Annotated in this window: 23 protein-coding genes; 21 read left to right on the forward strand and 2 right to left on the reverse strand. The window is 72.6% G+C overall.

Features of this window, described 5'->3' with window-relative positions:
* Positions 1 to 2 precede the first annotated feature (2 nt).
* Together ACZ6CZ_RS25685 and ffh are read left to right on the forward strand one after the other, a co-directional pair.
* Positions 3 to 2,519, forward strand: coding sequence for a [protein-PII] uridylyltransferase (locus ACZ6CZ_RS25685; protein ID WP_469025434.1), 2,517 nt, complete (start codon positions 3 to 5; stop codon positions 2,517 to 2,519).
* Positions 2,520 to 2,594: 75 nt separating this feature from the next.
* Complete coding sequence (gene ffh, locus ACZ6CZ_RS25690; protein ID WP_469025437.1) at positions 2,595 to 4,145, forward strand: signal recognition particle protein; 1,551 nt, start codon at positions 2,595 to 2,597, stop codon at positions 4,143 to 4,145.
* Between the two features lie 119 nt (positions 4,146 to 4,264).
* Here ffh and ACZ6CZ_RS25695 read toward each other — a convergent pair whose 3' ends face one another.
* Positions 4,265 to 5,119 (reverse strand): class I SAM-dependent methyltransferase, encoded by an 855-nt coding sequence (locus ACZ6CZ_RS25695; protein WP_469025439.1) that lies wholly within the window; start codon positions 5,117 to 5,119, stop codon positions 4,265 to 4,267.
* Positions 5,120 to 5,746: 627 nt separating this feature from the next.
* On the opposite strand from ACZ6CZ_RS25695, the gene ACZ6CZ_RS25700 reads away from it, so the two are divergent.
* The 17 genes from ACZ6CZ_RS25700 (at position 5,747) to ACZ6CZ_RS25780 (ending at position 19,102) form a co-directional block, all read left to right on the forward strand.
* Complete coding sequence (locus ACZ6CZ_RS25700; protein ID WP_469025442.1) at positions 5,747 to 6,349, forward strand: hypothetical protein; 603 nt, start codon at positions 5,747 to 5,749, stop codon at positions 6,347 to 6,349.
* A gap of 282 nt (positions 6,350 to 6,631) precedes the next feature.
* Positions 6,632 to 7,048 (forward strand): 30S ribosomal protein S16, encoded by a 417-nt coding sequence (rpsP, locus tag ACZ6CZ_RS25705; protein ID WP_469025444.1) that lies wholly within the window; start codon positions 6,632 to 6,634, stop codon positions 7,046 to 7,048.
* A 5-nt stretch (positions 7,049 to 7,053) separates the two neighbouring features.
* Positions 7,054 to 7,293, forward strand: a complete 240-nt coding sequence (locus ACZ6CZ_RS25710) for an RNA-binding protein (RefSeq protein ID WP_005479813.1) — start codon at positions 7,054 to 7,056, stop codon at positions 7,291 to 7,293.
* A 107-nt stretch (positions 7,294 to 7,400) separates the two neighbouring features.
* Positions 7,401 to 7,943, forward strand: a complete 543-nt coding sequence (rimM, locus tag ACZ6CZ_RS25715; protein ID WP_469025446.1) for a ribosome maturation factor RimM — start codon at positions 7,401 to 7,403, stop codon at positions 7,941 to 7,943.
* A complete protein-coding gene (gene trmD, locus ACZ6CZ_RS25720; protein ID WP_469025449.1) occupies positions 7,943 to 8,776 on the forward strand; it encodes a tRNA (guanosine(37)-N1)-methyltransferase TrmD in 834 nt (277 codons plus the stop codon). Before rimM ends, trmD begins: the two co-directional genes overlap by 1 nt.
* A gap of 133 nt (positions 8,777 to 8,909) precedes the next feature.
* Entirely contained in the window at positions 8,910 to 9,260 is a 351-nt protein-coding gene (rplS, locus tag ACZ6CZ_RS25725; protein ID WP_469025451.1) for a 50S ribosomal protein L19, read from the forward strand.
* Between the two features lie 45 nt (positions 9,261 to 9,305).
* A complete protein-coding gene (gene lepB, locus ACZ6CZ_RS25730) occupies positions 9,306 to 10,040 on the forward strand; it encodes a signal peptidase I (protein ID WP_469025454.1) in 735 nt (244 codons plus the stop codon).
* Positions 10,033 to 11,124: a signal peptidase I gene (gene lepB, locus ACZ6CZ_RS25735; RefSeq protein WP_469025456.1), complete on the forward strand. Its 1,092-nt coding sequence runs from the start codon at positions 10,033 to 10,035 to the stop codon at positions 11,122 to 11,124. The genes lepB (ACZ6CZ_RS25730) and lepB (ACZ6CZ_RS25735) overlap by 8 nt, the downstream gene beginning before the upstream one ends.
* The gene (gene lepB / locus ACZ6CZ_RS25740; protein ID WP_469025459.1) at positions 11,012 to 11,992 is read left to right on the forward strand and encodes a signal peptidase I; all 981 of its coding nucleotides are present in this window, start codon (positions 11,012 to 11,014) and stop codon (positions 11,990 to 11,992) included. Before lepB (ACZ6CZ_RS25735) ends, lepB (ACZ6CZ_RS25740) begins: the two co-directional genes overlap by 113 nt.
* Before the next feature lie 142 nt (positions 11,993 to 12,134).
* The gene (gene lepB, locus ACZ6CZ_RS25745) at positions 12,135 to 12,914 is read left to right on the forward strand and encodes a signal peptidase I (RefSeq protein WP_469025462.1); all 780 of its coding nucleotides are present in this window, start codon (positions 12,135 to 12,137) and stop codon (positions 12,912 to 12,914) included.
* Positions 12,904 to 13,440: an NUDIX hydrolase gene (locus ACZ6CZ_RS25750; RefSeq protein WP_469025464.1), complete on the forward strand. Its 537-nt coding sequence runs from the start codon at positions 12,904 to 12,906 to the stop codon at positions 13,438 to 13,440. Before lepB (ACZ6CZ_RS25745) ends, ACZ6CZ_RS25750 begins: the two co-directional genes overlap by 11 nt.
* 87 nt (positions 13,441 to 13,527) lie before the next feature.
* Positions 13,528 to 13,836, forward strand: a complete 309-nt coding sequence (locus ACZ6CZ_RS25755; protein ID WP_003965949.1) for a DUF2469 domain-containing protein — start codon at positions 13,528 to 13,530, stop codon at positions 13,834 to 13,836.
* Between the two features lie 172 nt (positions 13,837 to 14,008).
* Positions 14,009 to 14,374 carry a YraN family protein gene (locus ACZ6CZ_RS25760; RefSeq protein WP_469025466.1) on the forward strand — a complete coding sequence of 122 codons (366 nt, stop codon included), beginning with the start codon at positions 14,009 to 14,011 and terminating at the stop codon, positions 14,372 to 14,374.
* Complete coding sequence (locus ACZ6CZ_RS25765) at positions 14,374 to 15,999, forward strand: YifB family Mg chelatase-like AAA ATPase (RefSeq protein WP_469025469.1); 1,626 nt, start codon at positions 14,374 to 14,376, stop codon at positions 15,997 to 15,999. The genes ACZ6CZ_RS25760 and ACZ6CZ_RS25765 overlap by 1 nt, the downstream gene beginning before the upstream one ends.
* Positions 15,996 to 17,273 carry a DNA-processing protein DprA gene (gene dprA, locus ACZ6CZ_RS25770; protein ID WP_469025471.1) on the forward strand — a complete coding sequence of 426 codons (1,278 nt, stop codon included), beginning with the start codon at positions 15,996 to 15,998 and terminating at the stop codon, positions 17,271 to 17,273. The genes ACZ6CZ_RS25765 and dprA overlap by 4 nt, the downstream gene beginning before the upstream one ends.
* A gap of 324 nt (positions 17,274 to 17,597) precedes the next feature.
* On the forward strand, positions 17,598 to 18,440 hold the full coding sequence (gene whiG / locus ACZ6CZ_RS25775; RefSeq protein ID WP_469025473.1) for an RNA polymerase sigma factor WhiG: 843 nt from the start codon (positions 17,598 to 17,600) through the stop codon (positions 18,438 to 18,440).
* 104 nt (positions 18,441 to 18,544) lie between these two features.
* A complete protein-coding gene (locus ACZ6CZ_RS25780; RefSeq protein ID WP_469025661.1) occupies positions 18,545 to 19,102 on the forward strand; it encodes a TetR/AcrR family transcriptional regulator in 558 nt (185 codons plus the stop codon).
* Positions 19,103 to 19,168: 66 nt separating this feature from the next.
* Here the strand turns inward: ACZ6CZ_RS25780 and ACZ6CZ_RS25785 are convergent, their stop codons facing one another.
* Positions 19,169 to 19,771: a murein hydrolase activator EnvC family protein gene (locus tag ACZ6CZ_RS25785; protein ID WP_469025476.1), complete on the reverse strand. Its 603-nt coding sequence runs from the start codon at positions 19,769 to 19,771 to the stop codon at positions 19,169 to 19,171.
* A 279-nt stretch (positions 19,772 to 20,050) separates the two neighbouring features.
* On the opposite strand from ACZ6CZ_RS25785, the gene rpsB reads away from it, so the two are divergent.
* Together rpsB and tsf are read left to right on the forward strand one after the other, a co-directional pair.
* Positions 20,051 to 20,992: a 30S ribosomal protein S2 gene (gene rpsB, locus ACZ6CZ_RS25790; RefSeq protein WP_469025478.1), complete on the forward strand. Its 942-nt coding sequence runs from the start codon at positions 20,051 to 20,053 to the stop codon at positions 20,990 to 20,992.
* 175 nt (positions 20,993 to 21,167) lie between these two features.
* Positions 21,168 to 22,004 carry a translation elongation factor Ts gene (gene tsf, locus ACZ6CZ_RS25795; RefSeq protein ID WP_469025479.1) on the forward strand — a complete coding sequence of 279 codons (837 nt, stop codon included), beginning with the start codon at positions 21,168 to 21,170 and terminating at the stop codon, positions 22,002 to 22,004.
* Positions 22,005 to 22,186: the final 182 nt, after the last annotated feature.

Raw genomic sequence — 22,186 nt, forward strand, 5'->3', positions numbered from 1 at the left:
GGGTGACGAGCACGGATCTCCGTAATGACGCAGAGGACTCGGGACCCAGCGGCTACGCGGCGGCCCGGCTGCGCCTCCTCACCGAGGGGACGCGGTCCGGGCCGCCGCGCCGTACCGCCCTGGCCGGACTGACCGACGACTGGCTGACCGGTCTGTTCACCGCCGCCACCGCCGCGACCACCACCGGCGAGGGGGCCGGCCGGCGCCAGGGCGACGAGCGCCGCGAGCCCGTCAAGGGCGTCTCGCTCGTCGCCGTCGGCGGCTACGGCCGCAGCGAGCTGTCCCCGCGCAGCGACCTCGACCTCCTCCTGCTGCACGACGGCAGCGACCCCAAGGCCGTCGCCGCCGTCGCCGACCGCCTCTGGTACCCGGTGTGGGACCTCGGCCTCGCCCTCGACCACTCCGTGCGCACCCCGGCGGAGGCGAGGAAGACCGCCGGGGAGGACCTCAAGGTCCACCTCGGCCTGCTCGACGCGCGCCACCTCGCCGGGGACCTCACCCTGACCGCCGCACTGCGCACCGCTGTCCTCGCCGACTGGCGCAACCAGGCGCCCAGGCGCCTGCCCGAACTCCAGGAGCTGTGCGCCGAGCGCGCCGAACGGCAGGGCGAACTGCAGTACCTGCTGGAACCCGACCTCAAGGAGGCCCGGGGCGGACTGCGCGACGCCACCGCGCTGCGCGCCGTCGCCGCGTCCTGGCTCGCCGACGCCCCCCGCGAGGGCCTCGCCGACGCCCGGCGCCGGCTGCTCGACGTACGCGACGCCCTGCACCTGGCCACCGGACGCGCCACCGACCGCCTCGCCCTCCAGGAACAGGACCAGGTCGCGGCCGAACTGGGCCTGCTCGACGCCGACACCCTGCTGCGCCAGGTGTACGAGGCGGCACGCGTCGTCTCCTACGCCAGCGACGTCACCTGGCGGGAGGTCGGACGGGTGCTGCGCTCGCGCGCCGTACGGCCCCGGCTGCGCGCCATGCTCGGCGGCGGCAAGTCCGTCACCGAGCGCTCCCCGCTGGCCGAGGGAGTGGTGGAACAGGACGGCGAGGTGGTGCTCGCCCGCGTCGCCCGCCCCGAACGCGACCCCGTCCTGCCGCTGCGCGCCGCGGCCGCCGCCGCCCAGGCCGGCCTGCCGCTCTCGCTGCACGCGGTGCGGCGCCTGGCCGCCACCGCGCGCCCGCTGCCCACGCCCTGGCCCGCCGAGGCCCGCGAACAGCTGGTCACCCTGCTCGGCTCGGGCCGCCCGACCGTCGACGTCTGGGAGGCGCTGGAGGCCGAGGGCCTCATCACCCAGCTGCTGCCGGACTGGGAGCGGGTGCGCTGCCGCCCCCAGCGCAACGCCGTGCACGTGTGGACCGTCGACCGGCACCTCATCGAGACGGCCGTGCGCGCCTCCGAGTTCACCCGCCGCGTCAGCCGCCCCGACCTGCTCCTGGTGGCCGCCCTGCTGCACGACATCGGCAAGGGCTGGCCCGGCGACCACTCCGTCGCCGGCGAGATCATCGTCAAGGACGTCGCCGCGCGGATCGGCTTCGACGGCACGGAGGTGGCCGTCCTCGCCGCACTGGTCCGCCACCACCTGCTGCTCGTCGAGACCGCCACCCGGCGCGACCTGGAGGACCCGGCCACCGTCCGCGCGGTCGCCGAGGCGGTCGGCACCCACAGCACCCTGGAACTGCTGCACGCCCTCACCGAGGCCGACGCGCTGGCCACCGGCCCCGCCGCCTGGTCCTCCTGGCGCGGCTCCCTCGTCGCCGACCTGGTCAAACGGGTCTCCGCGGTGCTCGCGGGCGACGCCCCCGAGGAGCCGGAACCCGCCGCGCCCACCGCCGAGCAGGAACGGCTCGCCATCGAGGCGTTCCGCACCGGCGGCCCCGTCCTCTCCCTGCGCGCCCAGACCGAACCGGCACCGCCCGGCGAGGACCAGCCCGCCGGCGCCCCCGAACCGCTCGGCGTGGAACTGCTCATCGCCGTACCGGACCAGCCCGGCGTGCTGCCCGCGGTCGCCGGCGTCCTCGCGGTGCACCGCCTGACCGTCCGCACCGCCGAACTGCGCACCCTGCGCCTGCCCGACGACGTCGACGACGGCTCGGTGCTGCTGCTCGACTGGCGGGTGGCCGCGGAGTACGGCTCCCTGCCCCAGGCCGCCCGGCTCCGCGCCGACCTGGTCCGGGCCCTGGACGGCACCCTGGACATCGCCGCCCGCCTCACCGAACGGGACGCCGCCTACCCGCGCCGCCGCGGCTGGGTGGCCCCGCCCCCGCGCGTCACGGTGGACCCGGCCGCCTCCCGGCACGCCACGGTGATCGAGGTCCGCGCCCAGGACGCCCCCGGCCTCCTCTTCCGCATCGGGCGGGTCCTGGACGACGCCGGGGTGCGCATGCGCAGCGCCCATGTCAGCACGCTCGGCGCCAACGCCGTGGACGCCTTCTACGTCACCGGTGCGCAGGGGGCGCCGCTGCCGGCCGGGGAGGCGTCGGCGGTGGCGCGGAAGCTGGAGGACACCCTGCGGGGACGACCGTGACCCGATCCAGCCCGGCCGGGATACCCTGGAGGGCGATTCCCTGAGCCATCTCCGACCCCGAGGACCGACGCCGCCGTGTTCGATACTCTCTCCGACCGCCTCTCAGCGACTTTCAAGGGCCTGCGCGGCAAGGGGCGGTTGTCCGAGGCGGACATCGACGCCACGGCCCGCGAGATCCGCATCGCCCTGCTCGAGGCGGACGTGGCACTCCCCGTCGTGCGGTCGTTCATCAAGAACGTCAAGGAGCGCGCGCTCGGGGCCGAGGTCTCCAAGGCGCTGAACCCCGCCCAGCAGGTGCTCAAGATCGTCAACGACGAGCTGGTCACCATCCTCGGCGGCGAGACCCGGCGCCTGCGCTTCGCCAAGCAGCCGCCCACCGTGCTGATGCTGGCCGGTCTCCAGGGTGCGGGCAAGACCACCCTCGCCGGCAAGCTCGGCAAGTGGCTCAAGGACCAGGGGCACTCCCCGCTCCTGGTCGCCGCCGACCTCCAGCGCCCGAACGCCGTGAACCAGCTGAGCGTCGTCGCCGAGCGCGCCGGCGTCGCGGTCTACGCGCCCGAGCCGGGCAACGGCGTCGGCGACCCGGTGAAGGTGGCCCAGGACTCCATCGAGTTCGCCAAGCAGAAGGTCCACGACATCGTGATCGTGGACACCGCCGGCCGCCTCGGCATCGACCAAGAGCTGATGCGGCAGGCCGCGGACATCCGCGACGCCGTGCGGCCCGACGAGATCCTCTTCGTCGTCGACGCCATGATCGGCCAGGACGCGGTCAACACCGCCGAGTCCTTCCGCGACGGCGTCGGCTTCGACGGCGTGGTGCTCTCCAAGCTCGACGGTGACGCCCGCGGTGGTGCCGCCCTGTCGATCGCCCAGATCACCGGCAAGCCGATCATGTTCGCCTCCAACGGCGAGAAGCTCGAGGACTTCGACGCCTTCCACCCGGACCGGATGGCCTCCCGCATCCTCGACATGGGTGACCTGCTCACCCTGATCGAGCAGGCGGAGAAGACCTTCAGCCAGGAAGAGGCCCAGAAGATGGCCTCCAAGCTGGCGTCCAAGAAGGGGCAGGACTTCACCCTCGACGACTTCCTGGCCCAGATGGAACAGGTCCGGAAGATGGGCTCCATCTCCAAGCTCCTGGGGATGCTGCCCGGCATGGGCCAGATCAAGGACCAGATCCAGAACCTGGACGAGCGGGACGTCGACCGCACGGCCGCGATCATCAAGTCGATGACCCCGGGCGAGCGACAGGACCCGACGATCATCAACGGCTCGCGCCGCGCCCGTATCGCCCGGGGTTCCGGTGTCGACGTCAGCGCGGTGAAGAACCTGGTCGAGCGGTTCTTCGAGGCCCGCAAGATGATGTCCCGCATGGCCCAGGGCGGCGGCATGCCGGGGATGCCGGGCATCCCGGGCATGGGCGGCGGACCCGGCCGGCAGAAGAAGCAGCAGAAGAAGGCCAAGGGCAAGCAGCGCTCCGGCAACCCGATGAAGCGCAAGCAGCAGGAGCTGGAGGAGGCGCAGCGCCGCGAGGCGGCCGCCCAGTCCGGCGGCGCCCTGGGGCTGCCCCAGCAGAACGTGCAGGACTTCGAGCTGCCGGACGAGTTCAAGAAGTTCATGGGCTGAGCCCGGCCGGGCCTCGCGAAGGCCCGGAACCGGCCACGCAGGACGAGGACCTCCGGGGTGGTACGCCGTTCGCGGCCGTGCCACCCCGGAGGTCTTTTCCGGTCGTCGGGTGTCAGGCCCTAGGGCACGCGGGCGATCAGGTAGCGGAAGACGTTCGGCATCCACACCGTCGCGTCCGGCCGCCGGTACGGGTGCAGCGCCTCCGCCAGCTCCTTGCCGACCCGCTCCAGGTCCATGGCCGCGGCGGCCGCGTCCAGCAGGCCCGTGGACAGCAGGCCGCGCACCGCGCTGTCGACGTCGGCGTACCCGAACGGGCAGGACACCCGGCCGGAGCCGTCCGGCCGCAGCCCGGCCCGCTGGGCGGCCTCCTCCAGGTCGTCGCGCAGGGCGCTGCGCCACCGGCCCGCGCGCCGCGGCTCGCCCCGCTTCGTCGCCGCCCGCACCACCGCCGGGGTGGCGCAGCGCTCCGGCGGGCCCCATCCGGCCAGCACCACCACCGCACCCCGCCCGGCGAGCGGGAGGGCGGCCGCGAGCAGGTCGTCCAGGCTCTCCGGGTCCCCGGGGAGGCAGCCCATCGGCTCGAAGACGGTCACCAGGGTGTACGGCGCCGTCTTCGCGTCGGCCGCGTCCCGGGGCGAGCCCCGCAGCAGCCGGGTGCCGGCCTCCGCGCGCCTGCCGCGCACGGCGTTCACCGGCAGGCGCTCCCGCGCCAGGGCGAGCCGCTCGGGGCTGGAGTCGACACCGGTGACCGAAGCGCCCCTGGAGGCCGCCATCAGCAGGGCGAGCCCGGAACCGCAGCGCAGGCCCAGGAGCCGGGTGGCGGGGCCCACGTCAAGTCGCTCGTAGACGGCTTCGTAGAGCGGGACCAGCATCCGCTCCTGGATCTCGGACCAGTCACGCGCGCGTGCGCACAGGTTCACGTGGGACACGGGTTCCGCACGAGTCGGCTGTGGCCGCACGAGCGTAGGTGTCATAGGTAAGCGCCCCCATCTGCCGAGAGTTGCGGCCGCGCACGGCCTGGGCTCCCGTGCCGTGCGCCGGCACCTTCCACGTATGCCAGGTAACTCCCGGCTCGCGGCGCCGTCCAGGGGTCGCGGGGCCCCGCTTGTGTCCTGCTGGTGCCTGTGGCGAGAATTCACATCCCGGCAACGTGGCCCACCACCCCGCGGCCACGGCAGCGGCGCCCGGCGCGAGCGCCGGCGCGGCCGAAACTGGCCGACAACACCCCGCCCGCCCACCGGCGGGCCGCCCACCGCCCGCCGCCCGGGGCGGGCCGGTGCCCGGCGGCCGCGGCCCACCCGGTAACGTCACGACCCTGACGCACGCCGACCGCGGCGGCGCCCCGGCACACGAGCGACGAAAAACCACCTCTCGCGCACCCGCCGCGCGGCCCCTCCCGCCGGCTGAGCCGATCTACGCGCCGGGCTGTACGTCGGCATACGTAGGGCTACGCACCGGCTTGGTATGAGCTGTGAGGCTTCTCCGCAGATCAGCGCACCCGCCCTCGTCAGGACGCATCAGCGGCAACTGACTGGTACGTGCAAATTATTTGGGATGCCCCGGAATAGGAACACAGCGGCACCCCCGCTCGTTGTTGTTACGTGAGCACGACACAGACACCACCTGTACTCGCCGCAGAACTGGCGCAGGCGTGGGCCGACATTCAGCGGTACCACCCCGAGCTGCCGGACCTCGCCGCGCCAGAGTCCCTGATCGGGGAGTCGTCGTCCGCCTGCGGTCACGAGCTCTCCTTCGAGCGGCTGCTCCATGAGGCAGTCCACGGCATCGCCGCCGCGCGCGGGGTACGCGACACCTCCCGCGCCGGTCGCTACCACAACCGCAGGTTCCTCGCGATCGCCGAGGAACTGGGCCTCGACCACCCCGACGAACCGCATCCCAGCAGCGGCTTCTCGCTGGTCACGCTCAATCCCGAGGCCAAGCGGCGCTACCGCCCGACCATGGAGCGGCTGCAGCGCGCGCTGAAGGCGCACACGGCGGCCACCTCCTCCGACACCTCCCGCACCTTCCGCGGACCGGCCGCCCGGCACGGCTCCTCGGGCGGCGGCGTCCGGGTCAAGGCGGTCTGCGACTGCGGCCGCAACGTCCGGGTCGTCCCCTCGGTCCTGGCCCAGGCCCCCATCGTGTGCGGCGGCTGCGGCAAGCCGTTCCGCATCCCGGAGGTCGTGGGGGCGGCGGTCGGCTAGGAGTACGGCTGCTCGTGGCAGCCGTACCCGGCCCCGCCGGCCGGTCACGCACCCGACGCACCCCCCGCGCCGGGTGCCTCCCAGTCATGCCCGGGCACTCCCGCCCCACCGCCCCCGGCGCAAGCGCCTCCCAGGGTGTGGCAGAATGGCCAGCTGTACTCGACAGCCGAACAGGACCCCTCTCTCCTCCGGCTGACGCGTCCGTCGGGCACTCGGGTACCGCAACCCCACGCGGCCGTCCCGCCGTGCCCAACCCACGTCAATCCAGGAGAACCCACTCCCGTGGCAGTCAAGATCAAGCTGAAGCGTCTGGGCAAGATCCGTTCGCCTCACTACCGCATCGTCGTCGCCGACTCCCGTACCCGCCGTGACGGCCGGGCCATCGAGGAGATCGGCAAGTACCACCCGACCTACAACCCGTCGGTCATGGAGGTGGACGCCGACCGTGTCGCGTACTGGCTCGGCGTCGGCGCCCAGCCGACCGAGCCCGTGCTCGCCATCCTGAAGAAGACCGGCGACTGGCAGAAGTTCAAGGGCGAGCCCGCCCCGGCGCCGCTGCTGGTGGCCGAGCCCAAGGCCACGCGTCCGTCGTTCGAGGCGCTCGGCGGCGACGACGAGGGCAAGGGTGAGGCGATCACCCAGAAGAAGAAGGCAGAGAAGAAGGACGAGGCCGCGGCCGAGTCCGAGACCGAGGCCTGAGCACCATGCTCGAAGAGGCGCTCGAGCACCTCGTGAAGGGCATCGTCGACAACCCCGACGATGTGCAGGTCGCCTCGCGCGACCTGCGCCGCGGGCGGGTGCTGGAGGTCCGGGTCCACCCCGACGACCTCGGCAAGGTGATCGGCCGCAACGGCCGCACCGCGCGCGCCCTGCGCACCGTCGTGGGCGCCATCGGCGGCCGCGGTGTCCGTGTCGACCTCGTCGACGTGGACCACGTCCGCTGACGCTTCATCGCACACCGGCTCGGGCCGGGGAGGGCCTGAGGGCCGTCCCCGGCCCGCAGTCGTATGAGCCGCCCCGCGGCTCGCGTTCCGACAGGAGATCAAGCACAGTGCAGCTGGTAGTCGCACGGATCGGCCGCGCCCACGGCATCAAGGGCGAGGTCACCGTCGAGGTACGTACCGACGAGCCCGAACTCAGGCTCGCCCCCGGCGCCGTCCTGGCCACCGACCCCGCCACGGCGGGCCCGCTCACCATCGCGGCCGGCCGCGTGCACAGCGGCCGGCTGCTGCTGCGCTTCGAGGGCGTCGGCGACCGCACCGCCGCCGAGGCCCTGCGCAACACCCTCCTGATCGCCGAGATCGACCCGGAGGAACGTCCCGAGGACGACGACGAGTACTACGACCACCAGCTCATCGACCTCGACGTGGTCACCGAGGACGGCACCGAGGTCGGCCGGATCACCGAGATCTCCCACCTGGCCGCCCAGGACCTGTTCATCGTCGAGCGCCCCGACGGCAGCGAGGTGCTGATCCCCTTCGTCGCCGAGATCGTCGCCGACATCGACCTGGAGGAGCAGAAGGCCGTCATCACCCCGCCCCCCGGGCTGATCGACGACCGTGCGGAGATCGCCTCCTCCCGGGACGACTCCTGATGCGCCTCGACGTCGTCACCATCTTCCCCGAGTACCTCGACCCGCTGAACGTCTCCCTGGTCGGCAAGGCCCGCGCCCGCGGCCGGCTCCAGGTCCACGTCCACGACCTGCGGTGCTGGACCCACGACCGGCACAACACCGTCGACGACACCCCCTACGGCGGCGGACCCGGCATGGTCATGAAGACCGACCCCTGGGGCGACGCCCTCGACACCGTCCTCGCCGACGGCTACGAGAGCGGCGCGCACAGCCCCGCGCTGATCGTGCCCACCCCCAGCGGCCGCCCCTTCACCCAGGAACTGGCCGTCGAGCTGTCCGAGCGCCCCTGGCTGGTGTTCACACCGGCCCGCTACGAAGGCATCGACCGCCGCGTCATCGACGAGTACGCCACGCGCATACCGGTGTACGAGGTCTCCATCGGCGACTACGTCCTGGCCGGCGGCGAGGCGGCCGTCCTGGTCGTCACCGAAGCCGTCGCCCGGCTGCTGCCCGGCGTCCTCGGCAACGCCGAGTCCCACCGCGACGACTCCTTCGCCCCCGGCGCCATGGCCGACCTCCTGGAAGGCCCCGTCTACACCAAGCCGCCCCTCTGGCGCGGCCGGGACATCCCCGAGGTGCTGCTCAGCGGCCACCACGGCAGGATCGCCCGCTGGCGCCGCGACGAGGCCCTGCGCCGCACCACCGCGCACCGGCCCGACCTCATCCAGCGCAGCGCCCCCGCGGCCTTCGACAAGAAGGACCGCGAGATGCTCTCCATCCTCGGCTGGGCACCCGACCCGGAGGGCGAGCCGTACGGCCGATTTTGGCGCCGCACCGACGACGTGGAACAATAGGCCGCTGTTGTGCGTCCGACCGGCGTGCGCCCCTGCCACAGGGGGACACGACGCCCGCCGATGCGCACAGCGGTCCCCCTGGAAACCTCCTTCCCGTTGATGACCTGTGGCATCAGCGAAGAAAGCAGACACGATGTCCCACCTGCTCGACACCGTCGACTCCGCCTCGCTGCGCAGCGACATCCCGGCCTTCCGCCCGGGTGACACCGTCAACGTCCACGTGCGCGTCATCGAGGGCAACCGCTCCCGTGTGCAGCAGTTCAAGGGCGTGGTCATCCGCCGTCAGGGCTCCGGCGTCCGCGAGTCCTTCACGGTCCGCAAGGTCTCGTTCTCCGTCGGCGTCGAGCGCACCTTCCCGGTGCACACCCCGATCGTCGAGAAGATCGAGCTGGTCACCCGCGGTGACGTGCGCCGCGCCAAGCTGTACTACCTCCGTGAGCTGCGCGGCAAGGCCGCGAAGATCAAGGAGAAGCGCGACAACTGAGCGTTGCGCGGAGTTCCTGGCCGGGCCGGATAGCATCTGGCCCCGATGGACACCGAAGCACAGCCGACGAAACGCGACCGCTCCCCCCGTCCGCCCGCACCGGGCACGGAGGGACGGTCGCGTTTCGCATGGGTGAGGCGGATCACCGACTGGCTGCCGGGCGGCCGGATCACCCTCACCCTCTTCGCCTGCCTGGCGTTCCTGCTGCTGATGAACACCTGGGTGGCACAGCCCTTCCAGATCCCCAGCGGATCCATGAAGCAGGGATTGAGGATCGGGGACCGGGTTCTCGTAAACAAGTTGGCGTACCGTTTCGGAGCCGCCCCGCGCCGCGGCGACGTGGTCGTCTTCGACGGCACCGGGTACTTCGGGAACGCCGACTACATCAAACGCGTCGTAGGCGTAGGAGGCGACCACGTGGTCTGCTGCGACCAGGAGGGCAGGATCGACGTGAACGACCGGCCCGTCGACGAGACGGCGTTCCTCTACCCCGGGGACAGCCCCTCCTCCGTACCCTTCGACGTCCGCGTGCCCGACGGCCGCCTCTTCGTCCTCGGCGACCACCGCAGCGACTCCAGCGACTCCCGCGACCACCTCGGCTCACCCGGCGGCGGCATGATCCCGGTCGGCGACGTCATCGGCCGGGCCGACTGGATCGTCTGGCCCTCCGCCCACTGGACCCGGCTGCACCGGCCCGCCGGCTACGCGCGCGTGCCCGCCGCGGCGGCCGCCTCCGCCGCCCGGAACCCCGAGAAGGCACCGGCGGGCACACATGGGTAGCCGCGGCAAACCGCGCGCCGCGCCCGGCGCACCCGGCGACGACCTGCTGCCCACCGGCGTCCGGCGCGCCGTCGGATCGTCCGGCGGACGTTCGCGCCAGGAGCGCCGCAAACTCCAGCGCAAGGTCAAGCGCAAGCGCAGGCGCTCGGCCGTACGGGAGATCCCCCTGCTCGTCGGCGTGGCCGTGCTGATAGCCCTCGTGCTGAAGACCTTCCTGCTCCAGGCGTTCGTGATCCCCTCCGGCTCCATGGAGGAGACCATCCGGATCGGCGACCGCGTCCTGGTCGACAAGTTCACCCCGTGGTTCGGCTCGAAGCCGCAGCGCGGGGACGTCGTCGTCTTCCACGACCCGGGCGGCTGGCTGGCGGGCGAACAGACCACCAAGAAGAACGACCCCGTCGGCGTCAAACAGGTCAAGGAAGGGCTCACCTTCATCGGCCTGCTGCCCTCCGACAACGAGAAGGACCTCATCAAACGGGTGATCGGAGTCGGCGGCGACCACGTCAAGTGCTGCGACGCCCAGGGCCGCGTGACCGTCAACGGCGAACCCCTGACCGAGGGCGACTACCTGTACCCCGGGGACGCGCCCTCCACCACCCCGTTCGACATCACCGTCCCCCAGGGTCGGCTGTGGGTGATGGGCGACCACCGCGGCAACTCCGCCGACTCCCGCGCCCACCAGGACACCGACTACGGCGGCACCGTCGCCGCGGGCTCCGTGGTCGGCCGGGCCATGGTCATCGGCTGGCCCTTCGGGCACTGGACAAGGCTGACGGAACCTAAAACCTTCGCAAGCGTGCCCGACTCCGTGTCCGGGTCGACCGCTGCCCCCTCGCCGTCGCATAGGGTTGCCCCCGACGATCCGAACAGAACGATCGGGCTCCCGACCCCTGCGGAACTCCCGCTCGTTATGGGAGTGGTGGGCCTGCGCCGAGGATGGCGCCGGCGGCGGCACGGAGTAAGGAGTTGGCGTGGGGGATGTGGCGGTTGGCGCACGGTCGGGACACGACGGCGAGGAGCACCGCGGGCGCCCCGAGGAAGCGTCCGCCCCTGCTCCGGACGGCGCCGTGACCTCAGGGAATGACGGCGCCGCGCGCGCGGGCGGCACGCCGGCGGGCGAGCAGCCGCCCCCCGGCGCGGGCGACGGCCCCCCGGCGACCGGGTCGGCGCCCCGGCCCGCGAAGCCGCGCTCCTTCTGGAAGGAGCTGCCGATCCTGATCGGCATCGCACTGGTCCTGGCCCTGCTGATCAAGACGTTCCTCGTCCAGGCGTTCTCGATCCCCTCCGACTCGATGCAGAACACCCTCCAGCAGGGTGACCGCGTCCTGGTCGACAAGCTCACCCCGTGGTTCGGCTCCGAGCCCGACCGCGGCGAGGTCGTCGTCTTCCACGACCCGGACAACTGGCTGGCCGGCGAGCCCACGCCGACGCCGAACGCCGCGCAGAAGGTCCTCAGCTGGATCGGCCTCATGCCGTCCGCCGAGGAGAAGGACCTCATCAAGCGGGTCATCGGCGTCGGCGGCGACACCGTCCAGTGCAAGGGCACCGGCCCCCTCCTGGTCAACGGCCACGCGCTGAACGAGCCCTACGTGTACCCGGGCAACACCCCGTGCAGCCAGGACGACCAGGGCGGCCAGTTCAAGGTCAAGGTGCCCAAGGGCTACATCTGGGTGATGGGCGACCACCGCCAGAACTCCCGTGACTCCCGCTACAACCAGACCGACCGCAACCACGGCATGGTCCCGGTGGACCAGGTCGTCGGCCGCGCCGTCGTCAAGGCCTGGCCGGTCAACCGCTGGGGCACGCTGCCCGTCCCGGACACCTTCGACCAGCCGGGCCTCGACAAGCAGTCCACGGCCGCCGCGTCCCTGCCGGTCGCCCCCGGCGCCGTCGCCGTCGTCGCCCTGCTGCCGGTGGTGGCACGGCGCCGCAGGCGGCCGGGCCGGGCGTAACCCGCCACCGCGTCGAAGGGCTCTCGGTCGGCGCCGCCGACCGCCCCCGCGCCCGCACCCGGTGAAGCTCCGGGAAAGGTGTGACCAGGGTCGTGAAACAGGGACTCCCCCCGTCCGGTACCGCCGGGTAGGGTGCGGGTCCATGGGTGGTCAGAGCACGATACGTACGGCCCCGTCAGGCGGCGGCACCGGCACGGCACAGGCCGGCGGCCGGACCGGACAGCGGTTGTCCGGACTGGCCGTCGCACTCGGACTGGTGCTGTTCCTCGCCGGCTTCGGATGGGGAGCGGTGGTCTACCAGCCGTACACCGTGCCCACCGAGTCGATGACGCCGACGATCGACGCGGGCGACCGGGTCCTGGCCCAGCGCATCGACGGCGGCGAGGTGCGCCGCGGTGACGTGGTCGTCTTCCGGGACAAGGACTGGGTCACCAACGCCGACGTCGTCAAGCGCGTCGTCGCGGTCGGCGGCGACACGGTGTCCTGCTGCACCGACGGCAAGCTGACCGTCAACGGCCACCAGATCGACGAGCCCTACCTGGCCGCCGGCACCCCGGCCGAGACCAAGAAGATCCCCACCGTCACGGTGCCCAAGGGCCGGCTGTTCCTCCTCGGCGACGAACGCCACACCTCCCTGGACTCCAGCGCCCACCTCACCGACGCGGCCGGCGGCACGGTCGCCCGCAGCGCCGTCTCCGCCCGCGTGGACGCCGTCGTCTGGCCGATGAACGGCATGCTCCAGCGCCCCACCGGCTTCCAGGCCCTCGGCGCGCTGTCCCGGCCGGGCCCGCTGCGGACCATCACCGTCATGATCGTCGCCGGCGCTGTCCTGGTCCTCGCCGGCGGCGCGTACGGCCCCCTCGCCAAACGCCTCGGCCGCTCCCGCACCAGGCCCCGGGCGGAGTCCGCCGGTGCCCGCTGAGGCCACGGACGCGGACGGCACCGGCGCCCACCCCGGCGGCCTGCGCAAGGTCGCGCGGGTGATCCTGCTCGACCCCGAGGACCGCATCCTGCTCCTGCACGGCCACGAACCGGACGCCCCGGCCGACGACTGGTGGTTCACGCCCGGCGGCGGACTCGAGGGCGACGAGACGCACGAAGAGGCCGCCCTGCGGGAACTCGCCGAGGAGACCGGCATCACCGGTGTCGACCTCGGACCGGTGCTGTGGCGGCGCAGGTGCTCCTTCCCGTTCGCCGGCCGCCGCTGGGACCAGGACGAGTGGTACTACCTGGCCCGGACCACCGCGGCCACCCGGACGGTGCCCGCAGCGGTGTCCCTGACGGAGCTGGAGCGGCGCAGTGTCGCCGGAGCGCGCTGGTGGACGTGCCGGGAACTGAGCCGGTCGCATGAGACGGTGTATCCGACCAGACTCGCCGGGCTGCTGCGCAGGCTGCTCGACGAAGGTCCCCCGGCCAGTCCCGTGACCCTCGACCCGGAAATCGTCTAGCGAATCGTCTGGCGACCCGGAAACCGTCGGAGGGCTTCGGCGACTGGCGCACAATGGGGGGATCGCACGGCTGAAGGGGAACATGCCATGAGCGCCGAGGACCTCGAGAAGTACGAGACCGAGATGGAGCTGAAGCTCTACCGGGAGTACCGAGACGTCGTCGGTCTGTTCAAATACGTGATCGAGACCGAGCGGCGCTTCTATCTCACCAACGATTACGAGATGCAGGTGCACTCCGTGCAGGGCGAGGTGTTCTTCGAGGTGTCCATGGCGGACGCCTGGGTCTGGGACATGTACCGGCCGGCCCGGTTCGTCAAGCAGGTGCGCGTCCTCACGTTCAAGGATGTGAACATCGAGGAGCTGAACAAGAGCGACCTCGAGCTGCCGGGCGGGTGACGGCGGGCGGCGGCAGGCAGCGGGCGGGCAGCGGGCGGTGACGCAGGCGGGTCCGCGGTGGCGCGGCCCTCACCCTCACGGGTGACGGAGTTGTCCACAACCGGCGGGTAACACACCAAGATCAACACCATCCGGCGCAATGCGTGACCGTGGGCGCCGGAGGTGGTGCCCCATGGACAAGGCACGCAACGCACTCGGCAGGTACGGCGAGGAACTGGCCGCGCGGCGGCTGACCGAAGCCGGCATGACGGTCCTGGAGCGCAACTGGCGCTGCGGCAGGACCGGCGAGATCGACATCGTCGCCCGCGACGGCGACGTCCTGGTCGTGTGCGAGGTGAAGACCCGCAGGGGCGGCCGCTACGAGCACCCCATGGCCGCCGTCACCGCCGACAAGACACGGCGGCTGCTCGGCCTCGCGCAACGCTGGATCCAGAGCCACGGAGGAGCACCGCCGGGAGGCGTCCGCATCGACCTCGTCGGCGTCCTGCTGCCCCGGCGCGGAGCCGCGCTCGTCGAGCACGCACGGGGGGTGGCCTGATGGGATTCGCCCGGACGTGCTCGGTCGCCCTGGTCGGCGTCGACGGAGTGGTCGTCGAGGTCCAGGCCGACCTCGAACCCGGAGTCGCCGCCTTCACCCTGGTGGGCCTGCCGGACAAGAGCCTCACGGAGAGCCGCGACCGGGTACGGGCGGCCGTCGTCAACTCGGGCGGCGAATGGCCGCAGAAGAAACTCACCGTCGGCCTCAGCCCCGCCTCGGTGCCCAAGGCCGGCTCCGGCTTCGACCTCGCCGTCGCCTGCGCCGTCCTCGGCGCCGCCGAACGCATCGACCCCCGCGTCCTCGCCGACATCATGATGATCGGCGAACTCGGCCTCGACGGACGCGTACGACCGGTACGCGGCATCCTGCCCGCCGTCCTGGCCGCCGCCGACGCCGGATACGAACAGGTCGTCGTCCCCGAGAGCGCCGCCGCCGAAGCCGCCCTCGTCCCCGGGGTCTCCGTCCTCGGCATCCGCAGCCTGCGCCAGCTCATCGCCGTCCTGACGGACGAACCCGTCCCCGACGAGGAACCGGACGGACCCGGCCGCCCCGACCCCCTGCTGGCCGGCCTGCGCGTACCCGGCACCCGAGCCGCCACCGGCATGCACACCCTCGACGCGGCACAGCACGAACAGGACCACGACCTGGCCGACGTCGTGGGCCAGACCTCGGCCCGCACCGCCGTCGAGGTGGCCGCCGCCGGCGGACACCACCTGTTCCTGGAGGGACCGCCCGGCGCCGGCAAGACCATGCTCGCCGAACGGCTGCCCGCCGTGCTGCCCCGGCTGGACCGGCAGGACTCGCTGGAGGTCACGGCCGTGCACTCGGTGGCCGGACTGCTCCCTCCGGGCAAACCCCTCATCGACACCGCGCCCTACTGCGCCCCCCACCACTCCGCCACCATGCAGTCACTCGTCGGCGGCGGCCAGGGCATCGCCCGCCCCGGCGCCGTGTCCCTGGCCCACCGCGGAGTGCTCTTCCTCGACGAGGCCCCCGAATTCCGCACCCAGACCCTCGACGCCCTGCGGCAACCCCTGGAAGCCGGACACGTCGTCATCGCGCGCAGCGCCGGAGTGGTGCGCTTCCCCGCCCGGTTCCTCATGGTGCTGGCCGCCAACCCCTGCCCCTGCGGACGCTTCTCGCAGCGCGACTCGCTGTGCGAATGCCCGCCCTCGGCGATCCGCCGCTACCAGTCCCGGCTGTCCGGACCACTCCTCGACCGGGTCGACCTGCGCGTCGAGGTCGACCCCGTCACCCGCGCCCAGCTCACCGCACCGGGCGCCCGGGGCGAGTCCACCGCGACCGTCCGGGCCCGGGTCGCGGCGGCCAGGGAACGGTCGGCGGCGCGCCTGGCCGGCACCCCCTGGCGGAGCAACAGCGAGGTACCCGGACGCGAACTGCGCGGCCGCTGGCAGGCCACGGCCGGCGCGATGGACGAGGCCGAGCGCAGCCTCGAACGGGGCGTGCTCACGGCCCGGGGCATCGACCGGGTGCTGCGGGTCGCCTGGACGGTCGCGGACCTCCTCGGCCATGACCGCCCGGACGCCACCGACGTCGCCCTGGCCCTGCAACTGCGCACCGGCGTCCCCCGCGGCGTGCCGATGGTCATCGGAGCCCTGACATGACCGACAGGGACGGCGCCGACGGCACCGACGGCAGGGACCGCCCAGGGGACAGGGAGGCCCCGGGAGGCGGGGCGGACGGCGGTGGTGGGCCGGGCAGGGGAGGCGGGCCGGACCCCGGCGCCGCCGGGACGCCGGGTGCCGAGCTGCTGCACCGGGTCTTCCTCACCCGGGTGCTCGAACCCGGGGACGAGACCGGCGGACGGTGGCTGCGGGAGTACGGTCTCCGAGAGGTGGCCGGCCGGCTGCGGGGGAGCGGAGAGCCGCTGCCCGGAGTGAGCGCGACCCGGTGGGCGGGGCTGCGCGGGAGAGCCGAGCGGGCGGAACCCGAGCGGGACCTGCACACCGCGCGGGCGGCCGGGGTGCGGTTCGTCAGCCCCGGTGACGCGGAGTGGCCCGCCCAGCTTGACGACCTCGGCGACGCCCGGCCCCTGGGACTGTGGGTGCGCGGCCGGCCCAGCCTGCGGATGTGGGCGCTGACCTCGGTGGCCGTGGTCGGCGCCCGCGCCTGCACGGAGTACGGCGCCCACGTCGCGGCCACCCTCGCCTCCGGCCTCGCCGAACGCGGCTGGGTCGTGGTCTCGGGCGGCGCCTACGGGGTCGACGGCGCCGCCCACCGCGGCGCCCTGGCCGCCGGCGGAGCCACCGCCGCCGTCCTGGCCTGCGGCGTCGACCGGCCCTACCCGCGCGGCCACACCGAACTGATCAACAGGATCGCGGAACAGGGCCTGGTGATCGGCGAGTTACCGCCCGGCGAGCACCCGACACCGACCAGATTCATCCTCCGCAACCGCGTCATCGCCGCGCTGACGCGGGGGACGGTCGTCGTGGAGGCCGCCTGCCGCAGCGGCTCACTGGTCACCGCGCGGGCGGCGCAACGGCTCGGGAGGTTCACGATGGGCGTGCCCGGGCCCGTCACCAGCGCACTCTCCGCGGGCGTGCACGAGCTGCTGCGCGGCGAGGCCGTCCTGGTCGGGGACGCGGCCGAGGTCGTCGAGCTGGTGGGCGACATGGGTGAGCTGGCACCGGTCCGCCGCGGTCCCGTCCTCCCGCGCGACCTGCTGGAACCCGCCGCCCGGCAGGTCCTGGCCGCCCTCCCCGGGAACCGTTCCGCGCCGCCCGCGGAGATCGCGCGCGGCGCGCAGACCACCCAGGACGAGGCGATCGCGAGACTGTACGAACTGCGAGCACTCGGTTACGTCGAACGACACGGCGACGGCTGGAAGTTGACACGCCAGGCCGTGATCTCGGTCCGGCCCGGTCGCGGTCGGCGGTGACCGACGGCGCTCGGCCGTCCGGGGGAACGCCCGACGCCCTTGGGATTCCCGTGAGTTGGCGTCCGCAACCGCTCACACAGAGCCATCGGTGCATGGCCCCGGCAACCATCGGCAGAGGTGAACGCGCAGGGGTGGCGCCCCGTTGTTCGCACACCGCGACTCCTCAGTCACGCTACGCTCACGAACGGTGCCGACGCAGACCGCGCCGACCCGGCATCAGGCAGACACCGCACCCATCCGCCCCCCTTCCCCCCAGCCCAACCCACTCCATCCCACTCCACAGCACTTCACGGCACTTCACGGCAGAACGGCACAAGGCGACCAATGCCCCAGCACACCTCCGGGTCCGACCGGGCGGCGATCCCCCCAGCCGCCCGCGACGGTGGCAGCGTGCGGCCGCCGGCTCCCTCGACGCTCGACGAGCTGTGGCGGTCGTACAAGGCGACGGGGGACGAGCGGCTGCGGGAGCAGCTGATCCTGCACTACTCGCCGCTGGTGAAGTACGTGGCGGGACGGGTGAGCGTCGGGCTGCCGCCGAACGTGGAGCAGGCCGACTTCGTCTCCTCGGGCGTGTTCGGGCTGATCGACGCGATCGAGAAGTTCGACATCGACCGCGAGATCAAGTTCGAGACGTACGCGATCACCCGGATCCGGGGCGCGATGATCGACGAGCTGCGGGCACTGGACTGGATCCCGCGCTCGGTCCGGCAGAAGGCGCGCAACGTCGAGCGGGCGTACGCCACGCTGGAGGCACGGCTGCGGCGCACCCCCAGCGAGGTGGAGGTCGCCGCCGAGCTGGGCATCGAGGTCGAGGAACTGCACGCCGTGTTCAGTCAGTTGTCGCTGGCCAACGTGGTCGCCCTGGAGGAGCTGCTGCACGTCGGCGGCGAGAGCGGTGACGGCCTCAGCGTGATGGACACGCTGGAGGACACCGCCGCCGACAACCCCGTGGAGGTGGCCGAGGACCGCGAGCTGCGCCGGTTCCTCGCCCGGGCGATCAACACGCTGCCCGAGCGGGAGAAGACCGTCGTCACCCTGTACTACTACGAGGGCCTCACCCTCGCCGAGATCGGCAACGTGCTCGGTGTCACCGAGAGCCGGGTCAGCCAGATCCACACCAAGTCGGTGCTCCAGCTGCGGGCCAAGCTGGCCGGCTTCGGCCGCTGAGCGGGGCCGCCGGGGCGACGTGACAGGCGTCCCTGGCGCAGTGCCTCCCGTCCGCGCGGGCGCGTCCGTACAGTGGTCGGGTGCCAAGGATTCGAGCGGCCTCCGTGGCCGAGCACCGGTCGATGCAACGAGCCGCCCTGCTGGACGCGGCCCGGAGCCTGCTGTCCGAGGGCGGCACGGAAGCCCTGACCTTCCCCGCCCTCGCCGAGCGGACGGGGCTGGCGCGGTCCTCCGTCTACGAGTACTTCCGGTCACGGGCGGCCGTGGTCGAGGAGCTGTGCGCCGTCGACTTCCCCGTCTGGGCGGCCGAGGTCGCCGCGGCGATGGAGCGTGCCGAGTCGCCCGGCGGCAAGGTCGAGGCGTATGTGCGGCAGCAGCTGGCCCTGGTCGGGGACCGGCGGCACCGAGCCGTCGTGGCGATCTCCGCGAGCGAGCTGGACGCGGGCGCCCGGGAGAAGATCAGAGCCGCGCACGGCGGGCTCGTCGCGATGATCGTCGAGGCGCTCGGGCAGCTGGGACACGACCAGCCCCGGCTGGCGGCGATGCTGCTCCAGGGAGTCGTCGACGCGGCGGTGCGGCGGATCGAGCTGGGAGCGGCCGAGGAGCCCACGGCGATCACCGAGGCGGCGGTGGGCATGGTCCTGCACGGCGTGACGGGCTGACCCCCTCCCCCCACCCCCCGCCCCTCCCTCTCCCTCCCGCCCCCGCCCCGTCCGTCACTGTCACCGTCACCCTGGCAGCGGCACGTCCAGCACCGGCAGCAGTCGTGACGGGCCGCCGTTCAGCAGCCACGGCGGCAGCAGGGCCAGCGGGTTCAGATACGCCGGTCCGCTGCGCAGGCCCCAGTGCACGCACGTCGTCGCGCAGTGCGAGCCGGCCGGCTCGACCGTGCCGACCGTCTCGCCGGGTGTCACCCGGTCGCCCTCGCGCACGGACGGTGTCACCGGTTCGTAGGTGGTCCGCAGCGCCGTGCCCGCGAGCCGTACCGAGACCACGCCCCGCCCGGCCACCCGGCCCGCGAAGGTGACCCGGCCCGCGGCCACCGCCCGGACGGGGGCGCCGGGCGCCGCCGCCAGATCGACCCCGCGGTGGCCGGGACCGTACGGCGTCGCCGGGGGCTGCCAGCCCCGCAGCACCGCCGGCCGGGTGCCCACCGGCCAGGCACGGGCCACGGCCGGGGCCGGGACGGGTGCCGGGGCCGGTCCGGGCGGCGGGGGAGCGGGGCCCGGGGTGTCCGCCCGGGCCCCGGAGGCCAGGACGGCGAGAGTCAGCCACAGGGCCGGCACTACCCACCCGCACACACGTCGCATGATCCGCAGGAGTCGTCGCATGCGGTAAGGGTCCCGCGGGTGCGGTGATCTTGGCCGGGATCTGTGGACAACCCTCCGGTTGTGGACAGCGGCGTCACCCGCTGCCTCGCCGGTCCCGTACACTTCTGATGGCGATCCGGGTCACCGGGTCGACTTCGCACGCCCCGACGCGAGCCGGCCGGCAACGGCCCGATCGTGTCAGCGCCCCTCGGTCCTTCGTGGCACGGCGCACTGCGGGCGTCAGGCGCGGGAGCCGTCCGGCATCCGCGGCACAACCGAGAAATCCAAGGAGATACGGCCATGGCCGTCGTCACGATGCGGGAGCTGCTGGAAAGCGGCGTCCACTTCGGTCACCAGACCCGTCGCTGGAACCCGAAGATGAAGCGCTTCATCTTCACCGAGCGCAACGGCATCTACATCATCGACCTGCTCCAGTCGCTGTCGTACATCGACCGCGCCTACGAGTTCGTCAAGGAGACCGTCGCCCACGGCGGCACGGTCATGTTCGTCGGCACGAAGAAGCAGGCGCAGGAGGCCATCGCCGAGCAGGCCACCCGCGTCGGCATGCCCTACGTCAACCAGCGCTGGCTGGGCGGCATGCTCACCAACTTCTCCACCGTCTACAAGCGTCTGCAGCGCCTCAAGGAGCTCGAGCAGATCGACTTCGAGGACGTCGCCGCGTCGGGTCTGACCAAGAAGGAGCTTCTCGTGCTCTCGCGCGAGAAGGCCAAGCTGGAGAAGACCCTCGGTGGTATCCGCGAGATGTCCAAGGTGCCCAGCGCCGTCTGGATCGTGGACACCAAGAAGGAGCACATCGCGGTCGGTGAGGCCCGGAAGCTCAACATCCCGGTCGTCGCCATCCTCGACACCAACTGCGACCCCGACGAGGTCGACTACAAGATCCCGGGCAACGACGACGCGATCCGCTCCGTCACCCTGCTCACCCGTGTGATCGCCGACGCGGTCGCCGAGGGCCTCATCTCCCGCTCGCGTGTCGCCACCGAGGGCAAGGGCGACAAGGCCGCCGGCGAGCCGCTGGCCGCGTGGGAGCGCGACCTGCTCGAGGGCGAGAAGAAGACGGACGAGGCGGAGAAGCCGGCCGAGGCCGACGCCGCTGCCGACGCTCCGGCCGCCGAGGCCGCTGCCGAGGCCCCCGCCGCCGAGGCTGCCGCCGACGAGGCGCCCGCTGCCGAGGAGCCCGCCGCCGAGGCCGCTCCGGCCGCCGAGGGCGAGCAGGCCTGACCTTCGGGTCGCAGGCCGTTCGGCTGAAGTGACGGCGGGCGGCGCCGACCGCGCCGCCCGCCGTTCACCCGCAGCCCTGAGATCTTCGTAGGCGGAGATCTTTGGCGGCCGTCCGCTCACCGTGGACTCGCCGCCGACTTCGAGACTTCGAACTCCGAGAAGAGATTCACAGATCATGGCGAACTACACCGCCGCCGACGTCAAGAAGCTCCGCGAGCTGACCGGCGCCGGCATGATGGACTGCAAGAAGGCGCTGGACGAGGCCGAGGGCAACGTCGAGAAGGCCGTCGAGGCGCTCCGCATCAAGGGCCAGAAGGGCGTCGCCAAGCGCGAGGGCCGCTCCGCCGAGAACGGCGCCGTGGTCTCCATCATCGCCGACGACAACTCCTCCGGCGTCCTCGTCGAGCTGAAGTGCGAGACGGACTTCGTCGCCAAGGGTGACAAGTTCCAGGCCGCCGCCAACGCGATCGCCGAGCACGTCGCCAAGTCCGCCCCGGCCGACCTCGAGGCGCTGCTCGCCTCCGAGATCGAGCCCGGCAAGACCGTCCAGGCGTTCGTGGACGAGGCCAACGCCAACCTCGGCGAGAAGATCGTGCTGGACCGCTTCGCGCAGTTCGCCGACGGCTACGTCTCCGCCTACATGCACCGCACGATGCCCGACCTGCCCCCGCAGATCGGTGTCCTCGTCGAGCTGGACAAGCCGAACGCCGAGGTCGCCAAGGGCATCGCGCAGCACATCGCCGCGTTCGCGCCGAAGTACCTCGCCAAGGAGGACGTGCCGGCCGACGTCGTCGAGTCCGAGCGCCGCATCGCCGAGGAGACCACCCGCGCCGAGGGCAAGCCCGAGGCCGCGATCGCCAAGATCGTCGACGGTCGCCTCAACGGCTTCTTCAAGGACGCCACGCTGCTCGGCCAGCCGTACGCGCTGGACAACAAGAAGTCGGTCCAGAAGGTCCTGGACGAGGCCGGTGTCACCCTGAAGCGCTTCACGCGCATCAAGGTCGGCATCTGAGTCCGTACGCGATCGACGCGCGACCCCGATAGGGTCGACAGCAGTCGGCCGTCGCGCTCGAGCGTGCCACCCGGCACACGCGCGTGACGGGCGACAGCAGATCTGACGAGGAGGCCATTGCCGCGCATGGGAGCGAAACGCGAACCCACCGGCAATGGCCTCTTCGTATGTGCACCATGAGG

The sequence above is a fragment of the Streptomyces sp. NPDC041135 genome, from assembly GCF_055592085.1.